This window comes from Moorena sp. SIO3A2, assembly GCF_010672265.1.
Classification (GTDB): Bacteria; Cyanobacteriota; Cyanobacteriia; order Cyanobacteriales; family Coleofasciculaceae; genus Moorena; species Moorena producens.
Genome location: NZ_JAAHHC010000007.1, coordinates 218,300 through 232,128, shown reverse-complemented (window position 1 = coordinate 232,128; position 13,829 = coordinate 218,300). Strand labels below are relative to the sequence as shown.

At 42.2% G+C, this 13,829-nt stretch carries 12 protein-coding genes; 4 read left to right on the top strand and 8 right to left on the bottom strand.

The annotated features are described in order from the left end of the window. Positions 1 to 933: 933 nt before the first annotated feature. From F6K64_RS10525 to F6K64_RS10515, 3 genes are all read left to right on the top strand, one after another. Complete coding sequence (locus F6K64_RS10525) at positions 934 to 1,710, top strand: PhnE/PtxC family ABC transporter permease (RefSeq protein WP_229414487.1); 777 nt, start codon at positions 934 to 936, stop codon at positions 1,708 to 1,710. Positions 1,711 to 1,797: 87 nt separating this feature from the next. After that, positions 1,798 to 2,535, top strand: a complete 738-nt coding sequence (locus F6K64_RS10520; RefSeq protein ID WP_008184339.1) for a PhnE/PtxC family ABC transporter permease — start codon at positions 1,798 to 1,800, stop codon at positions 2,533 to 2,535. A gap of 336 nt (positions 2,536 to 2,871) precedes the next feature. Further along, positions 2,872 to 3,021, top strand: a complete 150-nt coding sequence (locus tag F6K64_RS10515) for a QAALIT motif small membrane protein (RefSeq protein ID WP_287256278.1) — start codon at positions 2,872 to 2,874, stop codon at positions 3,019 to 3,021. Positions 3,022 to 3,076: 55 nt separating this feature from the next. Here F6K64_RS10515 and F6K64_RS10510 read toward each other — a convergent pair whose 3' ends face one another. The 6 genes from F6K64_RS10510 to F6K64_RS10485 form a co-directional block, all read right to left on the bottom strand. After that, positions 3,077 to 3,997 carry an Npun_R2821/Npun_R2822 family protein gene (locus tag F6K64_RS10510; RefSeq protein WP_008184340.1) on the bottom strand — a complete coding sequence of 307 codons (921 nt, stop codon included), beginning with the start codon at positions 3,995 to 3,997 and terminating at the stop codon, positions 3,077 to 3,079. A 10-nt stretch (positions 3,998 to 4,007) separates the two neighbouring features. Next, positions 4,008 to 5,015: an Npun_R2821/Npun_R2822 family protein gene (locus tag F6K64_RS10505; protein ID WP_008184341.1), complete on the bottom strand. Its 1,008-nt coding sequence runs from the start codon at positions 5,013 to 5,015 to the stop codon at positions 4,008 to 4,010. Positions 5,016 to 5,021: 6 nt separating this feature from the next. After that, entirely contained in the window at positions 5,022 to 6,011 is a 990-nt protein-coding gene (locus F6K64_RS10500) for a glycosyltransferase family 10 domain-containing protein (RefSeq protein ID WP_008184342.1), read from the bottom strand. Between the two features lie 138 nt (positions 6,012 to 6,149). Next, positions 6,150 to 6,284 (bottom strand): hypothetical protein, encoded by a 135-nt coding sequence (locus F6K64_RS10495; RefSeq protein ID WP_267872030.1) that lies wholly within the window; start codon positions 6,282 to 6,284, stop codon positions 6,150 to 6,152. Positions 6,285 to 6,324: 40 nt separating this feature from the next. Then, complete coding sequence (locus F6K64_RS10490; protein WP_008184350.1) at positions 6,325 to 7,230, bottom strand: sulfotransferase family protein; 906 nt, start codon at positions 7,228 to 7,230, stop codon at positions 6,325 to 6,327. Positions 7,231 to 7,927: 697 nt separating this feature from the next. Continuing rightward, positions 7,928 to 9,127 (bottom strand): glycosyltransferase, encoded by a 1,200-nt coding sequence (locus F6K64_RS10485; protein ID WP_008184352.1) that lies wholly within the window; start codon positions 9,125 to 9,127, stop codon positions 7,928 to 7,930. An 860-nt stretch (positions 9,128 to 9,987) separates the two neighbouring features. On the opposite strand from F6K64_RS10485, the gene F6K64_RS10480 reads away from it, so the two are divergent. Beyond that, positions 9,988 to 10,170 (top strand): replication restart DNA helicase PriA, encoded by a 183-nt coding sequence (locus tag F6K64_RS10480; RefSeq protein WP_071986879.1) that lies wholly within the window; start codon positions 9,988 to 9,990, stop codon positions 10,168 to 10,170. Positions 10,171 to 10,454: 284 nt separating this feature from the next. On the opposite strand, the gene rlmN is transcribed toward F6K64_RS10480, so the two are convergent. Both rlmN and F6K64_RS10470 read right to left on the bottom strand, forming a co-directional pair. Then, positions 10,455 to 11,510 (bottom strand): dual-specificity RNA methyltransferase RlmN, encoded by a 1,056-nt coding sequence (rlmN, locus tag F6K64_RS10475; protein WP_287265473.1) that lies wholly within the window; start codon positions 11,508 to 11,510, stop codon positions 10,455 to 10,457. 1,004 nt (positions 11,511 to 12,514) lie between these two features. Beyond that, positions 12,515 to 13,714, bottom strand: coding sequence for an RNA-guided endonuclease InsQ/TnpB family protein (locus F6K64_RS10470; RefSeq protein WP_008183874.1), 1,200 nt, complete (start codon positions 13,712 to 13,714; stop codon positions 12,515 to 12,517). Positions 13,715 to 13,829 lie beyond the last annotated feature (115 nt).

Below are 13,829 nucleotides of genomic sequence, written 5' to 3'. Positions count from 1 at the left end.
CCAGTGATTAGCTTAACACAAAAAAATCTGGTAATAGATCTTGTAGTAGTAGGTGGGAATTATCCTGTTGATGATCATAGAACATCATCAATCACTACGGTCAGCTGCTTCTACCCGATTGTCTCATGACATGAGCATGATCGAACAAGAGCATTACATTTCTTAGCAATATTAGCCACCTCTAAGAGCTCCGCTGGATGTTGCTTCTCCCGGATTTGCTGATGAAATGAGCATCATCTAAAAATAGTGTTAAATTTCTTAGATATCCCCCAGGAACCGCTATGGGGTGCGCGGAAGTTTGGCCAAAAGTGTGCAAGAGCCAATTTTTGGGTCAGATGGTAACCATTGTTTTGCCAACACCCCCTTTCTGGTTTGCGAGCACTACTATCATGCTTCAGCAATATCAATGGTTGACTTGTTAGCAAGCCCAAAATCAATATTACCAGCAATCTGACCGGTAAACTTCAAATAAAATCAAAAATTTATATTTATTTTATTTTGAGTTATTAATTTATTCTAGTGTTTTATAGTATAATGAGGTACACAAAATTTTTTCCATGTTCGCTGTTACATGTCCCCTATTCCCTAAAAACCGAAACTTTGTACCTCACCTAATTGAAAAATGCTATAACCCTCTTTTGTCACTCTCCGGCTTTTGTCACTCTCCGGGAAGCCAATCTACACAAGCCTTATCAGTCAATCAATACAAGCTATCCTATTAGAAAAACTTGGATACTGTATTTGTTGCTAGAAAAAAATCTGGCAATCGTTTGAACTACAAAAGTTATAGAATGCGCGAAAATACAAAAGTTTGCGGAGAGTGACAGAACAGAGATAATTAAGCATATCAAAAAATATAGCAGTTCTCAATTGGGTCAGAGATTTTCATCCTCAGTTAATGGCAATAGGGAGTAGGGAGTAGGGGTAACAAAATTGACGTTAGTTTTAATGGTGAAGCAGTTATCTCGCCCACCCTTACTCGATCTACTTCGGCTGTGGGGACTGTTGTTTTTTGTTGCTATTGCTCTTTCCGCCTACCAAGCTGGAATATTTCAACAAGACCTATTCAATCCCGGTGGATTTCCCTTACTCTGGCGATTTTTGCGGGCTAGTTGGCACCCAGAGATTAGTCCTGAGTTTTTGCGCCTGACCCTGAATGCCACTCTTACCACCCTCGCTTATGCCGCTTGCGGAACCTTTCTGAGTATCTTGCTGGGGATGGTAGGAGGAATTTTAACGTCACAAGTGTGGTGGTTGACCGTCTTTCCTCACTGGCCCATGCACCACAGTATTTGGCTAGCCATGCGGGGACTGCTGGCCTTTCCTAGAGCGATTCATGAGATGATATGGGGGATATTTTTCCTCAATATCTGGGGGTTAGATCCCCTAGTGGCCATAATTGCGATCGCTATTCCCTATGGTGCCATCGTTGCCAAGGTCTTTTCAGAAATTCTGGATGAAACCCCACGGGAACCGTTAATGGCCTTGCTCAATAGTGGCGTATCCCCCTTAACTGCACTTCTCTACAGTCTGATTCCCCAAGCCTTTTTCAATCTTCTTTCCTACAGTGTCTATCGCTTTGACTGTGCCATTCGCTCAGCAACAGTACTGGGGATTATTGGTGCTGGAGGATTAGGTGATCAGATGTTTCTGAGTTTACAGTCCCTGCGTTACGAGCAACTGTGGACATTTTTCTATGTTCTGGTCTGATTAAACGGCGCAGTCGATATCAGTAGTGCTATATTGCGCCGTCGGATTAATCTAAGGGTGCTTTTGATTTTAGTCTGCCTTTGCTTTTTGAGCTTTTGGTATGTCAGTCCCGGACTCAGCAAGCTTTGGTCTCCCCGTACTCAGGAACTTTTGGGAGATATTGCCCAAGGGTCATTTCCACCACAAATTAATGGATTGCAATTCCCACAGTTATTGACTCTCTCCATCCAAACCCTTGCCATGTCGATACTAGGGATTGCTGGTGCTGGTATTGCTGGGATGGTGCTGTCTTTTCCAGCAGCCCATAATTTTCTGCTTCCTGGTGGATTGCTCAATCCCAATCCTAAGGCATTAACTATTGCGTCGGTACAAGGTTGGACAATACTGGTGCTAACTCGGATAGTCCTACTCTTTTGCCGAGCCATTCCCGCACCGATTTGGGCAATAGTAGCCCTGTTTGTCCTGTTTCCTGGAATTTTACCTGGTGCGATCGCACTCGGATTAAACAACCTCGGTATTCTAGGCAGATTAATGACAGAAACCAATGAAAACCTGGAAAAGCCTCCTTTAGAAGCCTTGAAAGCCCAGGGAACTCCGGGAACGCTACTGTTTCTCTATGGAATACTGCCGATTAACTTGCCCCGTTTCCTAGCTTATATCCTCTATCGCTGGGAAGTCTGCATCCGGGAGACTGTCATGGTCGGATTAGTAGGAGCTGGAGGGTTAGGTCTGTTGCTGACCGAACAATTGAGTAGCTTTGACTATAGCAGTGTAGTGGTAACCAGTAACCCCAGATTTCTCACAAACTTGAGAAACCATGACTAGGACAAAGTATTTCGACACAACTATACCGATATCAAAATCCTTGATCTCCCAAATTCTTCCCCATACTTGAATTAACTTGAATTAACTTCACCGCATCACCCCATCACCCTATCACCCCATCACCCCATCTCTGAGTGAACCAACTCTCTAGCTATTTTTATTCGCACAAAAGAAACTATTTGTCGATGATTTACGTCACCTGACCTTATGACAATTGTCACAACCCCTATTACCACAGGATCACCTACGATCGAAGAAAAATTCAGGATACTGAAGATAGGGGTAACTACTTAATAACGTTACTACTAGATGACGTTGCTACTAGAGGAGTGTAAAATGTTAGAAAAACTTATCTTAGCTATAACCTTCACCTTAGTACTTTATTTATCTTCAGATTTCGGTTTAATCAGCACCGACTCAACATCTTCTGCTCCTCCGGCATCAGACCTGACAGAGGAAGTTGTGAGTCACTTACCATCAAACTGACATCTGACACTATTCCATTAATCCTTTTTGTCACCCTTTTAGGACTAAATCCGCTTTATTTTTTCAGTGATTTGTGTAATTTGTTGGTAATTTGTTCCCATAAGCTCTTCTGAGTTTTAGTCTGCAAAGACTCATCCTCTGGCATAGGTTCATTCAAATAGCGGTAATGTTTCCAGATATCCCAGTAAGGACAACCAGGCTGAATACGAATACCAGCCCAGTGTAGATATTGTAGGGGTTGATTCAAATTTGGATCAATAAGTCGTACTCCTTGGGTTTGAAATTGTTTACTACCTGCCCAATTTCCTGGAGCTCCCCCTGGTCTACGCACAATATTAAATCGGTGGTGCATCTGCTTCAATATCATATAGTTGATAATCGGCTGATCGGAGGTTTTCTGGGAAAAGTCAAAGTACTCGGGATGAGCCGCACACTCAGCAAAGGTTTCATATAAGGTTTCTTCACTAATCTTATTTTTCTTGGCTCCCCAAAACCCCCCATTAAAGATATCCTTCAGTTCCGCTTCACTAAAAATCTTATCTTCAATAACTTTAGGGGTGAAAACATTGGTGATTCCCCCGACATGCTGGTAATCACAGCAAATAAAATCATAGTCAGCCAGGTAGTTAAGATTATCAGCTATCTTCTCAAAAACAACTATATCGGTATCGATATAAATAAATTCATCAAAAGTTCCAAACCAGCAAGCCTGTTTCCGGAACTGATTCGGCCTAGCAAAAAATCCTTCCCCGAAAATTTCGTGTAGCTTAGTAGACAGGCGTTCGATAAACTCCAAATCTGGATAAATCTCTACTCCATAGGACTCTTGGAGAATTTGGACGACGTTTTGATAATTGTCATCATAGGGAATCAAAACAATTGGGGTATCGCTATCATAACAGCGGATACTATTTAGTAACGCAATAGACTGCTCAATCACCCGGTCATTAGCAGTGATGTAAATTCCACGATTCATAAAATCTGCCTCAACGAGTGAATCCTAACTTCTTGAATACTTGAGCGGTTAAACTAGGAGGCTGGTTGTAAGGTTTAGCTTTAGTGGTAAACTGAGGACGTTTCTCTGGTTGATGATAATATCGGTAATGTAAGAAAATATCCCGGTAGGGAAAGTCAATATTATCCCCAGCACACAGTTTATTGAAAACTTTTGACTTGATTCCAATGTAATGAAGATAAGTCAGCCGATTCCCATGATCATAAAGTAGATTATCCCGAACCTCAAAGTGAGGAGATGTTACCGAATTGCCTGTTCTTTGATCTTTAGGCAAACTCAGAGAAAAATTATGGATAGATAACCCAGACCTCATCCTCATGTAGTTGAGTACAGATTGGTTAGGCGCTCGCTTATAGAGAACTTCTGCTTCCCCATTAGCTAACTGAGAAACTAACCATTCTCGCTGCTTTTCAGGAAATAATCCCCGCTTAGCCCCATAAAATCCCGAACAGAAAATTTCTGAATTAATCTGGGATTCATGGAATAGTTCCAGTAACTTCGGTGAGGCTAAGTTAAAAATATGTGCTGGGTCTTTATACTGAAAGTCATAAACCACAAAATCACTCTCATCTAACTGCTTAAAGACGAAATCTAAGGAATTCATCAGCAGAGTGTCAGCATCCAGATAGATAAATTTTTCAAATGGACTCTGTGGATCAAAGGCACAGTAACGATGATTTTCACCAACCCGATAGAATTTCGTCTTCATGCCTTGTGCTTGCCATTCTTGTAAAGCGTCAGGGTGAGTTTTCCAAACACGGTAGGAAAACTCTTCCCAACGGGCAAATAGTTCTGGATTATCCAGCAAGGTGACATTATCTCGGGTGGCAATTTCTTGACGGACCTTGTCTAATTGATCATTGTAGGCAATTACACAAACTGGAGTCTCTTTCCCAGCATTAACCTCTATGCTATTGAGCAGTGCTACCAGTTGGTTGTAAACCACATCATTAGCCAATGTATAAATTCCTGTGCTCATCTAGACTTACCCCAGTTTTTCCACTACTTTAGACAAGAAGTTGAGTAAATTCAACTCATGTAAAATGATTTGACGTGCTTCTGCGATCGCATCTAGAGCGTCATGCCATGCATCCGGTGTAGCGGTCACCTCCTGAATGTAAGCTAAGCCCTTTTCATCCTCACTTGGCAGTCTCAAGAAGCTTCCTGGAGGCAATAATTTATCAGCAGCAGAACCACCATAGTATATGGGTAAACACCAGGCTAATAAAGCATCCCACAACTTTTCACTCACATACCAATCATTACCAGCATAGTTTTCAATCGCCAGGTTGTAGTAATAAGGAGCCATCGCATTCCACTTATTCCCTACTTTTCCATATCCGTTTACCCAGTCTGGCAAATCCCGTCCATACACGTCAAATTCTAGATCACTGTCCCTCAACAGCTTCAAAAACGCCAAACGCTGACGATGATTAGCCGTGCGAGCAATACCGGAGGTAATCCAACAACAGGAACGAGCTTTTTCAGGCGGTCCCATTTCATTCAATTCACGAAACGAATTGTTGTGGTATGAAATAGCAGGCATATAGTCAGGAATTGGCGCAAAATCATCAGGACCACATACATAGCCACAGTATTCCTGAGCTTGTTTATATTCATTAATTCGGATCTCTTCCCGTTCTGGAAAGGGAGGTTCTCGCACCAAAGAAATAATCCGTTCTTTCGGCACTCCCCGCAAGAGAGTCTTGAGATCTGCGACCTTAGGCTCAGCGGGCTTGTGAGCTAGCCCAAAAAAATTGCCAAATTTGGGTTTAACTGGTTTGATGTCAGAAAATTCGTTAAAGTTGTATAGCAGTAAAAAATCCGGTTGAGGTGCAGTAGCTATCATTTGAATATTTTTCCAAACCCCCAAAGGACGAGGGGTTTGTTTCCATAGCCAATCAACAGGACTGGGTTTCAGTGCCTTATAGCTACTGATCATACCGATAACTTTTTTGTCCATAGTTTTGGACATAGCTTAATTTCCTAACTCATCAATTTGAAGTTGATAATAATTTGATCAGCTTAGTTTCAGCTTAACGTAAGCATTTAGCTATCAGCTAAATGCCGTTGGCCACGCTACTTGAGGTGCTATCAGCTATCAGCTATCAGCCTATGCGCTACTTGAGGTGCTACTGTTCGCGCAGCGTGCCCGTAGCGCAATCGGTGCTTTTGAATCAAATAAGCTGACGGCTGACGGCTGACGGCTGACGGCTGACTGCTTACAGCTTAACTTACTTAACTTCATTGTCAAATTCTAATTGTAAACTTACTTGTTAACTTAATTTTCAACACTTTAGCCATTGGGACAGATCCCGACCAATCAAATCTTGAAGCTGGAGGATATCCTCGCGATAGAATTCAATCAATTGCTTCCGCACTGCTGATGATAACTTAGGTTTACCACGATTTAAATATCTAATCTTGTTAACTAGTTTATCCTTTAGGCTAGCAGGAAGCAATGGACTGAGAATTGATTTAACTGGGTGCGGTTGGTTCAAAAATGATTCCAACGCTTTGTTCTTGGGAAGGCGAGGAGCTTGCCTAACTTTTTCAGATATATCTGGGGTAAAGGTATCGTCTATCTCCAAAAAACCCAACATATCTTTCAGCATACCTAGAGGATTATTATTCAAATCTTCGTATAGGTAAACCTTAATCTGGCTTTTTTCAAAGGTATCATAATAACGCTTAATTTGGACATAGTAAAGTCCCTGGTGTTTATAGTGCCAGAAGGACCACCAGTTATTTTGAATGCGCTTCTCTTCTTGGTCAAGAGCCTCAGCAAAATCCGTTAGTGGTTCGCGCTCTTGCTTGAGTAAATGTAAATAGTTGGAATAGGCTCTTTCTGCTGGATCTCGAACAATTGCGATCAGTTTTGCCTTAGGAATGTAGTACTTTATGCGTTCAACAGATTTCGCAAGGTAGAGATAACTTGTAGATGCTTCACCAATAGCTACTTGATTAGTTACCTTTTTAAATAGTTGACGATAGGCGTCAATATCAGTGACAATAAAATCAGCTTCTTTTTCATCTCCCAACCCACGGAAATCTAAAGTTTCCCCTTCAAAAGCAAAAAACCTAGGTTCCTTGGAAGGACTCATGTAGATTTGCGGATGCTGCTTTAGATATCGATAAATTGAGGTAGTTCCAGCCTTAGCTGCACCTAGGATTAAAAAGTTCGGCATTGTCATGAGTCTATCTAGTTAACTGCTCCTTGATAAAGTGATCTTAGAAGGTGTTTAATCAAGTCCTTAGATTAGACATTAAATGATCAGGAGAGGGGGGCTGACCTTGTCATGTGGTCATGTCTTATTCTTTCCTATTCTTGACCTGATCTCCCCATCACCTCATCACCCGATCTCGAGGTCTCGAGATCGGCAAGTATTTGTAGTAAGCATAACCGAAATTGAGATCAGTAAGTGGGTTTTTTATACCCACTTATCAGGGGCTGGTGGGTACTCCTCTGTCAGCCGTCAGCTGTCAGCCGTCAGCTTAACATAAACCTATGCAGGCCTATGGCCACGCTACGGGAACGATAGAATTTAATTATTGAGAGATTGATGAGAATTGAAAGTCTGGTGAAAAGCCTTTGGCCATGCTAATTGAGGTGCTTTGTGGCACAAGCTTCTAGTTTTTGCTATAGGCCACAAGCGCTGTGACTTAACTCAGCATTATTCGAATGCTTACCTCTTTGATTCAAAAGCACCTCAAGTAGCACCATCCGTAGCGCATTAGCTGATAGCTGATAGCTGATAGCTGATAGCTGATAGCTGATAGCTGATAGCTGATAGCTGATAGCTGATAGCTGATAGCTGATAGCTGATAGCTGATAGCTGATAGCTGATAGCTGATAGCTGATAGCTTACTTTAACCCTAAGGGTAACCGTATTAATCAGATATTATAGGATGTATAGATTCTGCTACATTGCTCATAATTTTGGCAATTCTATTTTCCCAAGAGAACTGACGCCCCCACTCAATTTGAGCGGCATAACCATTCACGTTTCTGGGATAGGTTTCTAATACCTGCTGGAGGCAACGAGTCAATTGAACTGGGTTATCTGGTTCACACCAGCCAGCAATAGCACTCGAAGATTTAAATTCCATCAACGGGGGAATTTCCGTCGCCACAATCGGAGTTCCTGAAGCCATATACTCAAAGAGCTTCAGAGGAGAGGTAAAGGTAGCCGCCTCACCAGAACAGTGAGGATGAGCCAACACATCAGCAGCTTGGAGTAAGCTGGGAAGCTGCTGGTGGGGAATATAACCTAAGAAGGTAACATTGTTAACTTGTTTTTCCCTAGCTAGCTGCTGATAAGACTGTACTTGAGATTGATTGCCACCAGCAAAGACAAATTGAATCTGTGGTAATTCTTTAGCAACATCAACTAATAAGTCTACCCCTTTGAAGCGATAGAGTCCTCCTGAATAGACCACTAACCTTTGACGGTTATCCACCAAAAGTTTTTTGCGCCATTCAGAGGCTTGTTCTGGTTGTCTTACTAAAAAAGACTGATTGAAGCCACTATGGAGTTTGATAATCTTTTCTGGGGGCATACCCCTACGAATCATATCGTCCCGAATATTATCAGCTACGGTGACTGCGACTTGAAAAAGTGGGTTTTGGACAATCGATTGATCATAGTCACTTTTTTTATAATGTTCCCGCTCATAAATGACTGGTATACCATATTTGATGGCTGTTTTCACTAAATTCCAATCCAAGGTGTGTAAGATTTGAGTATGGGTAAAAATATGAATTGGAAAATAGTAACGACAAACGATTGTGCTGGGGCTAGTCAGTTTCCCTTTCATGTGACCAATGGGCCAAGGCATAGCTAGGGGAGCCACCTTGAGCTGATCCTGAATACTGTAAAACTTGGTTAGATTTTCCGGTGGCTGTTGGAGCCGAAACGGATACAGCCAGTCTAAGGGATTCAGGGATTTCTCTGGGGGGTGAAGATAGACTAAAACAGTAGAATAACCAAGGTTAGCAGCAGCATTGGCGGAATTGACATCATGAACTAAGTGGGCAGCATTGGGTTGAGGTAAAGTATTTCTGGTAAAAAAGATATAGTGTTTATTCATTATTAGTTTAGAAGTGTTAATTGATCAGATATTCTGTTTGCCATTAATACTTAAGTAGTCTATTTCCTAAGCTCTCTACCACCATACTGCCCAAATTTTACCAAGCTATCCCCTTATAACACTCTTGCTTTTCATAAAACCATCCCGTCGGGACATCTCTAATTTCCAGCAATAGGGCTATTGCTAATGTCTGCTATTGAAGATGGGGCAACGGATTGGTTAACCCATTTAACAGATGGATCGATAATCGTCAACTACCAATGACCAATTACCCGATCCAATTACCCGTACTCGGATATGATCAGTAATCAACCGAGTACGGTATCATATCTCACATCTTTGGTCATCAAACTCGTTTTATCTACGGTAGATATTCTCAATCATTTGTATAAAAAATCACATAAAATCCTGAGGGATCAATTAGGGATCAATTAGGAGAGAAGCTTATTTTTAATAAAAATCACCTAGTCTTGGAGTGCCAATTTGGCCGAAATATTAAAACATGTAAACACTATTAATAAGTATTGTTAAATTAATTACCAAAAAAATAAGACTTAACTACAATAGTTAAGGAAAGATTAACGATTACTGCCTCCAGATTAATCAGTTGAGTGGTCAAACCTAACTAGTACAAGACGGCACAAATAAAGCTACCATTCAAAACAAACTAAAAGCTGACATCATCAGCTTTGTTAATTTTAAGGTGCGCGCCTCCTAGGGCGAGTAAATCGCCCTTGGGTCGCACCTGAAGAATTCATTTTGAATTTCGCAAAGCGGTACTAGTAGATGGTTGAACCAGGGTCGGTGCTTGTTAGAGGCAGTCATTTTTTAATAACTGACTGAATCAAACAAGGTTTAACATGCAGATAACACAGAAAGTTTACTGTCCTAATTGTGGCAGTAGCGCTCAAAGGATTTATTATCAAAACACTCACCTAACCCAGACTCAATGCCCCGTCTGTGATTATTTAATGATTAGCTGCTCTCGCACTGGCAGGGTGGTTGAGGCTTATGCCCCTGGCATCTATGCTCCTAGTGCTTAAGTAATGAGGGGGTGAGGGGGCGAACTCATAAGGGTAGGTTTTTAACAGAAGGGTTAGTAAAACGTCCCTTCTTGATGCAGTCGCTCATGGGGGAAACCACGCCAGTTGCTCATGGGGGAAACCACGCCAGTTGCTCATGGGGGAAACCCCCAAGACCGCACTGGCTCCCCAAGACCGCACTGGCTCCCCAAGACCGCGCTGCATCGCTTATATTTTGTTCGCCTCCATCCTATCTAACCAACGTTTAAAACATGACCTTAAAACATGACCTTAAAACATTACTTCTAACTACTTCTAGATGCTCTAAGTTGTCCACAAGCGGCGTCTTTGTCAAGACCACGGGAATGGCGTACACTGACAGCAATGTGTTGCTGCTTAAGAGCTTCAACAAAGCCTTGAATCCTGCGGTAATTAGGACGCTGGTAATCTACTTCACTAATGGGATTGTAGGGAATCAAATTGACATGACTCTGAAACCCCCTCAGGTTCTTAGCCAACTCAACAGCATGTTCTCGACAGTCATTCAGTCCACCCAAAAGGATGTATTCAAACGTCACTCGGCGACTGGTTAAGTTTACATAGTCTCGACATTCATCTAATAGTGCTTTGAGAGGATAGTGCTTGGCACTAGGAATCAGTTGCTCCCGTAGCTGCTGATTTGAGGCGTGTAGACTGACGGCAAGGGTAACTTGTAGTTGATGCTGAGCGAGTTGGCGGATACGACCGGGAATACCAACTGTTGAAATAGTAAGCGATCGCGCTCCAATCCCCAGGTCCTGATTAAGAGACTTCACTGCACCGACCACAGCTTCGGTATTCAGCAAGGGTTCTCCCATACCCATAAACACGACATTGCTGACTCGTTCCTGAAAATCTTCCCTCACTGTTAAAACCTGATCGACAATTTCATGGCGAGCCAGATTGCGAGTGAATCCGCCTTTACCAGTAGCACAGAAGTCACAAGCCATGGGACAACCGACCTGAGAAGACACACAAACGGTCAGACGCTTTGGTGTGGGAATACCCACAGTTTCAATAATTTGACCATCTGATAACTGGAGCAGGTATTTTACCGTACCATCCTTTGCTTCTAAGCGGTAGTGTAACCTTGAGCGACCAATGGGGACATCGGCTACGGTGTTACGCCACTGTTTAGGAAAGACGGAAATTTCAGAAAGCGATCGCACTCCTTTTTCATAAATCCATCCATGTAACTGACGCCCTCGATAAGCCGGTTGTCCCTGTTCTTGTATCCAGCTGGTTAACTCTGTTAAAGAAGCTCCTAACAATGGCGGAATTGAGTTTACCAGTGGTGAGACCGACCCACTGACATTAGTCATGGTTTGGGAGTTTGAACCATTGCTACTGAGGTCTGGTTGAGGGATAGAAACATCTGGGCACATAAGGGCTTTAGGGGAAATAGGATATAAGGATATAATCAGAGCAAATAATTCTAACAGGAATTCTCGTTACGTTAGACTCCCACGGGCAAATAATAATAACAAAACTAATCAAATAAAAAAAGTCATCAAAATTTTTGGTCTTACTGACCCTTCAGCACTCACAACTGACGTACTTACCCTCATTTTGACATAATTAAATGTTTGTTTGAGCTTCTCAACTTATTAATTATTATTAAGTTTGTAGAATTATTATGACTAATAAGCGAGTTGGCGATCGCTACTTATTTAGACAGCGATCCTCCTGTTAAATTCTCAGTACATAATTTTGGTCATTTGTCCAAAAAAATTAGATGGGTTGGCCCTGGAAAAACCCCCTGATGATAGGCTAAGTGAGACCCGGTACAAAGTGCAACTAAGTTTTCAGGTGGAATCCGATGGTAGTGATGCACTAGTAAAATTTTAACAAGATTCGCGGAATTCCCCAACCTGGCCTTTGGCCACGCTACGCGAACGTTCAGGTTGGGGATGGATAGCGAGACGACAACTTGTGATGATTCGTGTTATAATAAAGTTGGTCGCTGACCCGCCTGACCGACTAAAAGGCTACCTTGCAAACAGTCTAATATCCTATCAGTTTTAGGCCAAAAGGTATAAAAGTACTAGCGGAGCTCAGGGAAGAGACTTGCCCCAGCTGGTTAGTCATAGTGCTGTAATTCCAAGGTAAGTCTGTCGTGAAAGTTATACGTCTGCGGAAGGCGGATGTCTGCCTGTGGACGCTGAGTAAGACCAATTCCAGAGGCGCGACTCTAGGCCGGGGAACCCGGCCTAGGGTCGCGACAAGGGTGGGACTTTCACCCACATCCTGAGGATAGTTAGGATTTTTGAGGTTAGACCTCACGAATCCCCCTAATCATACCCCTTTCTATTACGAAAGGCTCCTATTAGGAACGAGCCGCACTACTACTAGCGGGATGCCCCACCGCCAAATTCAATATATTGATGGCCGCATTTACATCCCTGTCCGCTGTATATCCACAATGAGGACAGGAATGGATTCGGTCTTCTAGTTTTTTTGGAACTTTCTGGCCACAATTAGAACAGTTTTGACTGGTGTTTCGGGGATTTACTGCTTTTGATATCAACCCAGCATTTATGGCCGTAGGCCACGCTACGCGAACGGCTTTGGTTGACAAAATTGACAGAAATTGCCCCCACCCAGCATCTAAAACTGATTTAGCTAGCTTAGTTTTAGCCAAGCCTTTTATATTTAACTTTTCATGAGCAATTAAGTCATGACTGTTTAATAACTCTTTTGCAGTTTTAAAATGAAAATCTTTTCGGGTGTCAGCTACCTTTTTGTGAGCCTTTCCTAGTTTAGTTACAGCTTTCTTTCTATTATTACTGCCCTTCTTTGAACGGCTAACAGCCTTTTGGATCTTCTTTAATCGCTTTTGAGCTTTTCGGTAATACTGAGGTATAGGAATTTCTGAACCATCAGACTTCACCAAGAAGGATTTGAGACCCATATCTATACCAACAGGATTAGACACTTCCTCTATTGGAATTACACTGGGAACGGTATCATCTTGCAGCGACAAAGTCACATAGTATCCGTCAGCTTTACGGGTCAGGGTGGCTGTCTTAATCTTGAACCCATCAGGAATGGGGCGATGATAGATCATTTTGACCCAACCAAACTTAGGAAGATTCAGTTTGTTTTCTTTTATGGGCTCTTTAGAAAAAGCAGAAAAGGTTAAAGACCTATATCTGGCTTTGTTTTTGAATCTAGGTTTCCCACTTCGTTTCCCATTGCAATCACCCTTAAGGTATCTCTTAAAGGCAAGGTCTACCCTTTTTACGCAGTCCTGCAAAACGTTAGAGTGGATTTCCTTATACCAATGTCGATCTTTTTTCAGTTGAGGTAATGTTCGCTTCTGGGAAAAGTAATCAGGATTATTTCTGAGTTCAGGTAAATGACAGATAAGAGGACATGAGTTAATAGAGCAGCGATTTTGTTCGTACCAGTTAAACCTGTCAGCAAGTAAATAGTTGTATTGGCAGCGCAACATGTCCAACCACCTTTCTATATCAGCTTTCTGTTGCTTGGTTAACCTTAGCCTGTACTGGTACGCCGTTCTCATTGACTTTTCCTGTTTCTCGACCTACTATTAAGATAGCATTTGTAGCAACAAACGTCAACCCATAATGAAAGATCAAAAGCTTGTGGTCAGAGTGACCAATTTTGAGAAAAGACAA

Excerpts from the sequence above, each read along its gene's own strand:
- F6K64_RS10510 (WP_008184340.1), bottom strand. The coding sequence starts at position 3,997 with ATGAATCGTGGAATTTACATCACTGCTAATGACCGGGTGATTGAGCAG.
- F6K64_RS10490 (WP_008184350.1), bottom strand. The coding sequence starts at position 7,230 with ATGACAATGCCGAACTTTTTAATCCTAGGTGCAGCTAAGGCTGGAACT.
- rlmN (WP_287265473.1), bottom strand. The coding sequence starts at position 11,510 with ATGACTAATGTCAGTGGGTCGGTCTCACCACTGGTAAACTCAATTCCG.
- F6K64_RS10515 (WP_287256278.1), top strand. The coding sequence starts at position 2,872 with ATGTTAGAAAAACTTATCTTAGCTATAACCTTCACCTTAGTACTTTAT.
- F6K64_RS10470 (WP_008183874.1), bottom strand. The coding sequence starts at position 13,714 with ATGAGAACGGCGTACCAGTACAGGCTAAGGTTAACCAAGCAACAGAAA.
- F6K64_RS10480 (WP_071986879.1), top strand. The coding sequence starts at position 9,988 with ATGCAGATAACACAGAAAGTTTACTGTCCTAATTGTGGCAGTAGCGCT.
- F6K64_RS10495 (WP_267872030.1), bottom strand. The coding sequence starts at position 6,284 with ATGAAGTTAAGTAAGTTAAGCTGTAAGCAGTCAGCCGTCAGCCGTCAG.
- F6K64_RS10505 (WP_008184341.1), bottom strand. The coding sequence starts at position 5,015 with ATGAGCACAGGAATTTATACATTGGCTAATGATGTGGTTTACAACCAA.
- F6K64_RS10500 (WP_008184342.1), bottom strand. The coding sequence starts at position 6,011 with ATGTCCAAAACTATGGACAAAAAAGTTATCGGTATGATCAGTAGCTAT.
- F6K64_RS10485 (WP_008184352.1), bottom strand. The coding sequence starts at position 9,127 with ATGAATAAACACTATATCTTTTTTACCAGAAATACTTTACCTCAACCC.